This is a genomic window from Desulfobulbaceae bacterium, assembly GCA_015231515.1.
Classification (GTDB): Bacteria; Desulfobacterota; Desulfobulbia; order Desulfobulbales; family VMSU01; genus JADGBM01.
In genome coordinates this window covers 1-7,594 of sequence record JADGBM010000102.1, presented here as the reverse complement: position 1 = coordinate 7,594, position 7,594 = coordinate 1, and the positions used below count along the sequence as shown (strand labels likewise).

The window sequence follows — 7,594 nt, the reverse complement described above, 5'->3', positions numbered from 1 at the left end:
ATCAGCTGAAATCTGCCAGCGAGCTCGATGTGGCTGTTTCTAAAGCGCGAGTTGCCCGAGCTGAGGCTGAAGTTGAACTTCGGCGCAGCATGGTTACAAAGTGCACTATTGAAGCCCCTTTTGCAGGAAGGGTGATCAGTCGTGCCGCCAACCCTTTTCAGTATGTCACGCCAGGACAACCTCTGCTTCAGGTCATTGACGACGCAAATTTAACCGTTCAGCTCTTTGTGCCTTCCCACTGGCTGAACTGGATTAAACCTGGCCTCCCATTTAAGGTGAAAATTGATGAGACAAATACAGAGTACAAAGCTCAATTAACGGTGCTGGGTGCCAAAGTTGACCAGGTCAGCCAGACCCTGGAAGTGCGTGCCAAAATAGATGGCAATCACCCGGAACTGCTTGCCGGAATGAGCGGAACTGCGTATTTTAAGAAGTGAAAAGGGGATTGAGGGGATTTCCTTGTCATGCAAAAATGGAAATCTCTATACTTTTAAGTTATGAATCAAGCCGAACAACAACTTCTTTTCTTCAGCACCCTGCTCCAACTTGAGAAACAAGCACGTCATGCCGCCAGCACAACTGACCTCATCTACACCATAGTTAATGAGTCTATCCGGCTGACACCCTACCAGCAGTCAATGGTCTGGCTTCCTGGCATCAATGGCAATCCGGTAATCAGAGCTGTTTCAGGCGTTGACAGCCCCGACAAAAACTCCCCTTTCATAACCTATAGCCAGGCCCTCTTACGAAAACTTAAATCGAAAGATCCAGGCCCGCGCCAGATCACCGTTGAAGATATCCCCACAACCCTCGTCGAAGGCTGGCAGGAGTGGTCTTTTGGTTACATGCTCTGCTGTCCGCTGACTACACCACGTGGAGATATTCTAGGTGGAGTCATCTTTACCCGTAATACTGTGTGGCAGGAGTCTGAGATCTCCCTTTTACAGCGATTAACCGAGGCTTACGCCCACGCTCTGGCTGGTTTACGAGTCAAAAAGCACTCCTTTTTCAAGCAGTTCATCGCTGCTCTTCCAAAGCGAATAATTCAACTGACACTACTGGCCGTAATCATTTTAGTCCTTGATCTTCCCATGCGGCTTTCCGCGCTTGCTCCCGCTGAAATAGTCCCGCTCGAACCCCTCCTGGTTACGTCTCCCATAAGTTCAGTTATTGAGTCAATGTCAGTACGCCCCAACCAGCCCGTCACCCAGGGAGAGACCTTGTTTACCCTGGACAGCACCTCTCTACGAAATGAATACCAGGTTGCTCAAAAGGCCTTAGCTGTATTGAGGACTGAACATAATGAGGCAAAGCAAAAATCATTTGTTGATCCGCAAAGCCGCGCAAAACTTACAACTCTTGAAGCAACCATCGAGCAACAAAAAGCTGGGATAGCCTACACAAAAGACCTGCTGGATCGCTCGATCGTGACTGCCGGACGTGACGGGATAGCCGTATATGGCGATGTGGACGACTGGCTTGGCAGACCCGTTGAAGTTGGCCAGAAAATTCTTACCATTGCTGACCCAATCAAAATTGAAGCCCAAATAATGCTGCCCGTTGAAGATGCAATTACACTCGAGCCCGGCTCGGAGATCCTTATCTTCCTCAACGTCATGCCCAACAAACCAATCAAAGCTACACTCAGACGGGCAAGTTATGAAGCCAGAGTGTCGGAGGAAGGTGTTCTCTCCTTCCAGATTAAAGCCACCCTGGAGGCTCAAGGTCAACTGCCCCGTATCGGGCTCAGGGGAACAGCTAAGATTTATGGAGAGGAAGTATCGGTACTCTATTATCTAATGAGAAAACCATATACCGCCTTGCGCCAATTTCTGGCCTTATAGAGGTACCTACAATGGCCACAGTATCTTCCGGCATGGATGACATCCTCCTTCCTTTACGGGAAAATCTACAGTTGCTGCCAGGGCCAACCCTGGAAGGTGGATCACCCACCTGGACACTTCACGACCCACCGAAGAACCAGTTTTTCCGTATAGGCCGCCTCGAATTTGAGGCACTGGCCCGCTGGTCTAACATCGCCAGAGGCAATGTCACCGCTCAGCAGGTCGCCGATACTATTAACTCACAAACCTCAATACATACAAACCGGGAAGAGATTCAAACTCTTCACAGTTTCTTTACCTATAATTGTCTTCTTGCCCCTGGAAATCCTGTCTCAACAGCCATGATTAACAGCAGACGGAACAAAAAAACACATCCGCTTCTCTGGCTTGTCCGGAACTATCTGTTCTTGAGAATCCCACTTATAAAACCAGATCGCTTCCTTGATGCCACCCTGCCTGCCGCTAAAATTCTAGCCTCCAAACCAGTTCAGTATCTCTTTCTTGTTATGGCGGTATTAAGTATCTATCTAGTCTCCCGCCAGTGGCAAAGTTTCTTGAACACCTTCGCCTATTTCTTCTCCTTTGAAGGCCTTTTTTACTACACAGCAGCCCTGGTTTTCGTTAAAATACTGCATGAGTTAGGGCATGCCTATACCGCCAAATACTATGGAATACGTGTTCCCACTCTGGGTCTGGCCTTCATCGTACTTTTCCCCATGCTTTTTACCGACACGACGGAGTCCTGGAAGTTAACCGACAGGAAGGCGCGTATGAAAATCGTCGGTGCCGGTATTGCTGTCGAGATCGCCCTGGCATTGATAGCTACCTTTCTCTGGTGTTTTATCGCTGATGGCCCTCTGCGCTCAGCCTGTTTTATAGTTGCCACTGTTACCTGGATCACCTCGTTATTTATGAATATCAGCCCATTCATGCGCTTCGACGGCTATTACCTTTTATCAGACTATCTTGATATCCCTAACCTGCAAACCCGGGCCTTCAACCTGGGGAAATGGTATTTACGAGATATGATGATCGGGCTCAAAGCCCCCTGCCCTGAGTCACTCAGATCTTCAAGAGTTACCTTGCTGATTGCCTATGCTTATGGAACCTGGATCTACAGAGTCATTCTCTTTACCGGAATTGCCCTTGTGGTATACCACATGTTTTTTAAAATCCTGGGGCTTATACTCTTCAGCGTCGAGATTATCTGGTTTATTCTTCTGCCTATTATTCAGGAACTTCATTCCTGGTGGGAAAAACGTTCTGAAGTGGGCTTGGTTAACCGTAATCTGCTGGGCAGCTTTACCCTGTTGACTTTATTCTGTTCACTTTTCTTTGTGGCCTGGAATTCACATATCTATGTTCGGTGTGTTGTTCTGCCCAAAGAACGCCACCAACTGTTCCCGCCCATCTCTGCTCAAATCAGTAAGATTCACGTCGTAAATAACCAGCTGGTTGCTAAAGGAGATTTACTGTTCAGCTTAAACGACCCTCTTCTGAGCTTAAAAGAGCAACGTGCCCTAAAAAATATTGAGGTCCTCGAAGTCCAGCTACAAAGACAAATTGCCAAAAGTGAGTTAATAACTTCCAGGAAGATGCTGCAAAGCCAGCTGATTCAGGCCCATACAGAAATTGATGGCTACGCAAAGCAGGCCCAGCGCTTGAAGATAATCGCACCTATTTCCGGTAGATTTGTCGATTTAGACGAGACACTTTCAGTAAACCAATGGATCAACCCAAGCCATCTTTTAGGGCAAATCGTTGACCAGGCAGAGTTTCATCTTGAGGGCTATCTGAAGGGAGATGAGTTGACCAATATTGACCTGGGCAACAAGGGCCTTTTTTACCCGGATAATCAGACCGGTGATCCCCTCCCGGTAACTCTGACATCTGTAGAACCACTTAATAAGAAAATACTCGACGAGCCCTATCTTGCCTCAGTCTATGGGGGCGATATCGCGGTTACATTCTCTGCAGAGAGAAACCTGATCAGTCATGGAAGTTTCTATAGAATGCATCTTGATCTACCGGAATCGACAGACTTTAATCGAGTAGTGCGGGGCAGACTGGTCTTAAACGGCAAGGCCATAAGCCTTTATGAACGGGCCAAGCGCAATGTTCTGGCCGTTTTGATTCGGGAAAGCGGATTTTAGGGTTTTAGAGTCACACATTAAAGCGGAAGTTAATACAATCGCCATCTTTGACCACATAATCCTTGCCTTCAAGCCGCCAGAGGCCCTGATCTTTGGCGGCGGCTTCAGAGCCGCAGGCAATAAAATCATCATAGGAGATCACCTCGGCCCGGATGAAACCCTTTTCAAAATCAGAGTGGATCACTCCAGCAGCCTGCGGTGCTTTGGCTCCAACCGGAATTGTCCAGGCCCTGGTTTCTTTGACGCCTACTGTGAAGTAATTGGTTAAACCAAGGAGTTTATAGCCGGCCTTAATAAGCCGATTTAAGCCCGATTCAGACAGCCCCATATCGTTAAGAAATTCAGCCTGTTCTTCAGAGCTCATCGCGCTCAGCTCTTCTTCAATGGCCCCGGAAATCATGATCACAGGGGCATTATCTTCTTCGGCGGCAACCTTGGTCAACTGCTCAACCCAACTGTTCCCGGAGACAATATGCTCTTCTGCAACATTTGCGACATACAGAACCGGCTTTTCAGTTAAAAGACATATCTCCTTGAGAAGCTTTTGGGCTGCGTCTTTATCAGCATCATCAAAGACGAGGGAGCGAACCGGTTTGCCCTGGTTGAGCACCGCCTGAATTTTTTCGAGAATGACAAGCTGCTTCTGAAACCCTTTATCGCCTGACTTGGCCATGGACGCTGTCTTTTTAAGGCGTTTTTCGACCGTATCCATATCAGAAAGGATAAGTTCGGTATTAATGACCTCCCGATCCCGCAACGGATCAATACTGCCATCGACATGAACAATATTGCCATCTTCAAAGCAGCGTACCACATGCGCAATTGCATCAACCTGCCTGATATGCCCTAAAAACTGGTTTCCCAACCCTTCCCCCTGGCTTGCCCCACTCACCAGTCCGGCGATATCGACAAACTCCATCTGGGCATAGACCTCACGCTGGGTTTTAGCGAGTTCCGCCAACTTATCCAGACGAGAATCAGGCACCGGAACCTTTCCAACATTCGGCTCAATCGTACAAAAAGGATAATTAGCCGATTCTATTCCCGCTGATGTCAACGCATTAAAAATGGTGGACTTACCAACATTAGGCAACCCCACTATACCGCAACGAAATCCCATTACTCATTCCTCTCTCAGATAGCAAACGCAGGGCAACTCCCTGCCGACAAAATGTGATTTTATACCTCTTTAAGCTCTTTACGGCAAGGATATTCGGGCTATCTGCACACCAATCAGGCAGCGCTATACTGATTCAGCTAGATTACGATAATAGCTGGCCTCTGCTGTTTTCCCGTGTTTTAAACAGCCATTGCCAAGGATAGTCGATTTTTCGATCAACTCCTTCCGGGCCTGTCTTAACTGCTCTTCGCTTAAGGCCGATGAATCAATTAATCTCATAATTGCTCCTATCCTGTAGGCATCCATGCCCACCCTGTGCTGCACCGACAACTGATCGGGTCTCCCACCGTTTTTAATGGTAAGCGGCTGATCAATCAAGAGAAAGGGCAGAGATACACTTGCCCGTAGCCAAAGGTCATAGTCTTCACAACAGGGCATAGTTTCATCAAAATACCCTACCTTGCTGAAAAACTCCCTCCGCACCATTACTGTGCTCATCCCAATAACGCAGAGCTCAAGACAACGACTAAATAGATAACCAGACTCTTTACGATGCCTCTTCTTTTGATTGAGAAACTGGCCGCGACGAAACCATTTTTCCTGGGTATGTGAAACAAGGCAGCACGGGTTCTCTTGCATTGCTGCAACCTGAATTTCAATTTTTCGGCGCTCAAACCTGTCATCTGAGTCCAGAAAGGCAATATACATGTTGCTACTCTCAGTAATACCCCGGTTTCTCGCCGCCGCCACACCTTTATTGGCCTGACAAACATAGGTCAGTCGTCGATCATATTTTTTAACGACTTCTTTGGTCTGGTCAGTTGAGCCGTCATCAACAACGATGAGGTCAATATTAGGATAGGTTTGCCCTAAAACAGAATCAATGGCATCTTTCAGAAATGGTGCACGATTGTAGGTAGGAATTATAACGGAAACCCGGGGCATACCTATTTCGGCAACCAGGTCGGCACATGCCCTTTCAGACATCAGACTGTCCCATAGAAAATTTCACTGTTTGACATAAACTATCTCACCAGAATTCTCGGTTATGATCGAACCGTCTTTAAGTTTCATTATCAGTCTGCCAAGGGGATCAATATCAACAACCCTGGCGGCATACTGTACTTTTTCAAAAACGTTAAAACCATAATGGACATTTTTGCCAACTGTATCACTCAGGCGGCGCCATGCTGCAATAAGAGGATGTCCTGCCGTATCGTCTGCTGATGCGCCACAGTTAAGCCTTCTGTCCTCTTCATAATGGAGTAACCCGACGTTCCAGGCAAGTTTCGCCATCAACCGCAGCCGCACCTCATCAAGATCAAAAATATCGTTGCCATACAACGACATGGCTCCAGCACTGGCCCGGAGTTCGGCTGGAAATTCCTGGTTATTGACGTTAAGGCCAATCCCCAGAAGAATGTACTCTTCACCAAAGACAGGGCCCCTGAAACTCTCGGTCAATATCCCAGCTATTTTCTTGCCGTGTACATGAACATCGTTCACCCATTTAACGGAAGCCTCAACACCAAACGATCTCACCGTTTCACAACAGGCGACACCGGCAGCCAGTGGCAGCAGGACAGAACTCTCAGGAAGCAGGGTGTTTACCACCACCAGGGTAATCCACACACCTCCCGCAGGAGCGTGCCAGGATCGTAAGAATCGACCTTTGCTGGAATGGAGAGCATTGGCAGAATAAACATAGCCGGATGGATACGACACCCCTTTATTTTCGTACGTAGAAATCTGTTCCCTGGCATGATTCATTAGACGATCTGTTGAATCAAAATGTTCAATGGTGGAACCGACATAACAACCGTATCGCAGAATGGTTTCCGCAGATTGACGGGAAAAGTCAGAACGAACTGAGGCTTCAGCTCGTATGGAATTTTGCAGATCAAGGGGAGTAAAGGGCAAACCGAAATCTCTCAGTCCCACTCTGCCTTAACACGGTTGATAATTCGCTGAACAAGAGGGAGTATTTTTTCAGAACATATGCCAACCATTGGCGTACCCTGATCAATACTGTCGCCAGAGGAAAAATAAACAGAGTGAATAATCCCCGGCTCTCCTTCGTAAAAAACAGGTGTGTCGCGCTTCATCAAAGACATTGTCAGAAACTCATCCCCCGGCTTAACCGAAACTGAGCGCTGCCCGACTTTATCAATCTTAGCCTGAATATCGAGGGCAAAGAAATACTTGGCCCGCTCCGGCGCACAGAACATGGTAAGTACTTTTTTTAAGATAATGTCGATAATCTCTTTTTTCTTAAGCGGGTAGCGTATGGTCATCACCTTTTCACCCGCCTCCACGAATCGATTATCCAGATCAGCCCGACTATTAGAGATCACGCCTGTGATTTTTGAGAAAATCGGCTTTACGTTTCGCTCACGCTCTATCTCAAAAAGTACAGTCCCGGGAACATGGTTCCATTCTCCGCTTGGCCCTTCAACCTGGTCCTCCTCTTCAACCTT

At 47.5% G+C, this 7,594-nt stretch carries 7 protein-coding genes; 3 read left to right on the top strand and 4 right to left on the bottom strand.

The features are described from left to right. The 3 genes from HQK80_13080 to HQK80_13070 all read left to right on the top strand — a co-directional run. On the top strand, nt 1-437 hold a 437-nt coding region (locus HQK80_13080; GenBank protein ID MBF0223137.1), incomplete at its 5' end, for an HlyD family efflux transporter periplasmic adaptor subunit. Nucleotides 438-497: 60 nt separating this feature from the next. Then, nucleotides 498-1,844, top strand: coding sequence for an HlyD family efflux transporter periplasmic adaptor subunit (locus HQK80_13075; protein MBF0223136.1), 1,347 nt, complete (start codon nt 498-500; stop codon nt 1,842-1,844). An 11-nt stretch (nt 1,845-1,855) separates the two neighbouring features. Further along, the gene (locus HQK80_13070; protein ID MBF0223135.1) at nt 1,856-3,997 is read left to right on the top strand and encodes an HlyD family efflux transporter periplasmic adaptor subunit; all 2,142 of its coding nucleotides are present in this window, start codon (nt 1,856-1,858) and stop codon (nt 3,995-3,997) included. Nucleotides 3,998-4,007: 10 nt separating this feature from the next. On the opposite strand, the gene ychF is transcribed toward HQK80_13070, so the two are convergent. From ychF to HQK80_13050, 4 genes are all read right to left on the bottom strand, one after another. After that, complete coding sequence (gene ychF, locus HQK80_13065; protein ID MBF0223134.1) at nt 4,008-5,117, bottom strand: redox-regulated ATPase YchF; 1,110 nt, start codon at nt 5,115-5,117, stop codon at nt 4,008-4,010. Nucleotides 5,118-5,240: 123 nt separating this feature from the next. Then, entirely contained in the window at nt 5,241-6,062 is an 822-nt protein-coding gene (locus HQK80_13060; protein MBF0223133.1) for a glycosyltransferase, read from the bottom strand. Between the two features lie 63 nt (nt 6,063-6,125). Beyond that, nucleotides 6,126-7,058, bottom strand: a complete 933-nt coding sequence (locus HQK80_13055; protein ID MBF0223132.1) for a biotin--[acetyl-CoA-carboxylase] ligase — start codon at nt 7,056-7,058, stop codon at nt 6,126-6,128. Then, a partial coding sequence (locus HQK80_13050) for a hypothetical protein (protein ID MBF0223131.1) occupies nt 7,049-7,594 on the bottom strand: 546 nt, incomplete at its 5' end. The genes HQK80_13050 and HQK80_13055, both read right to left, overlap by 10 nt.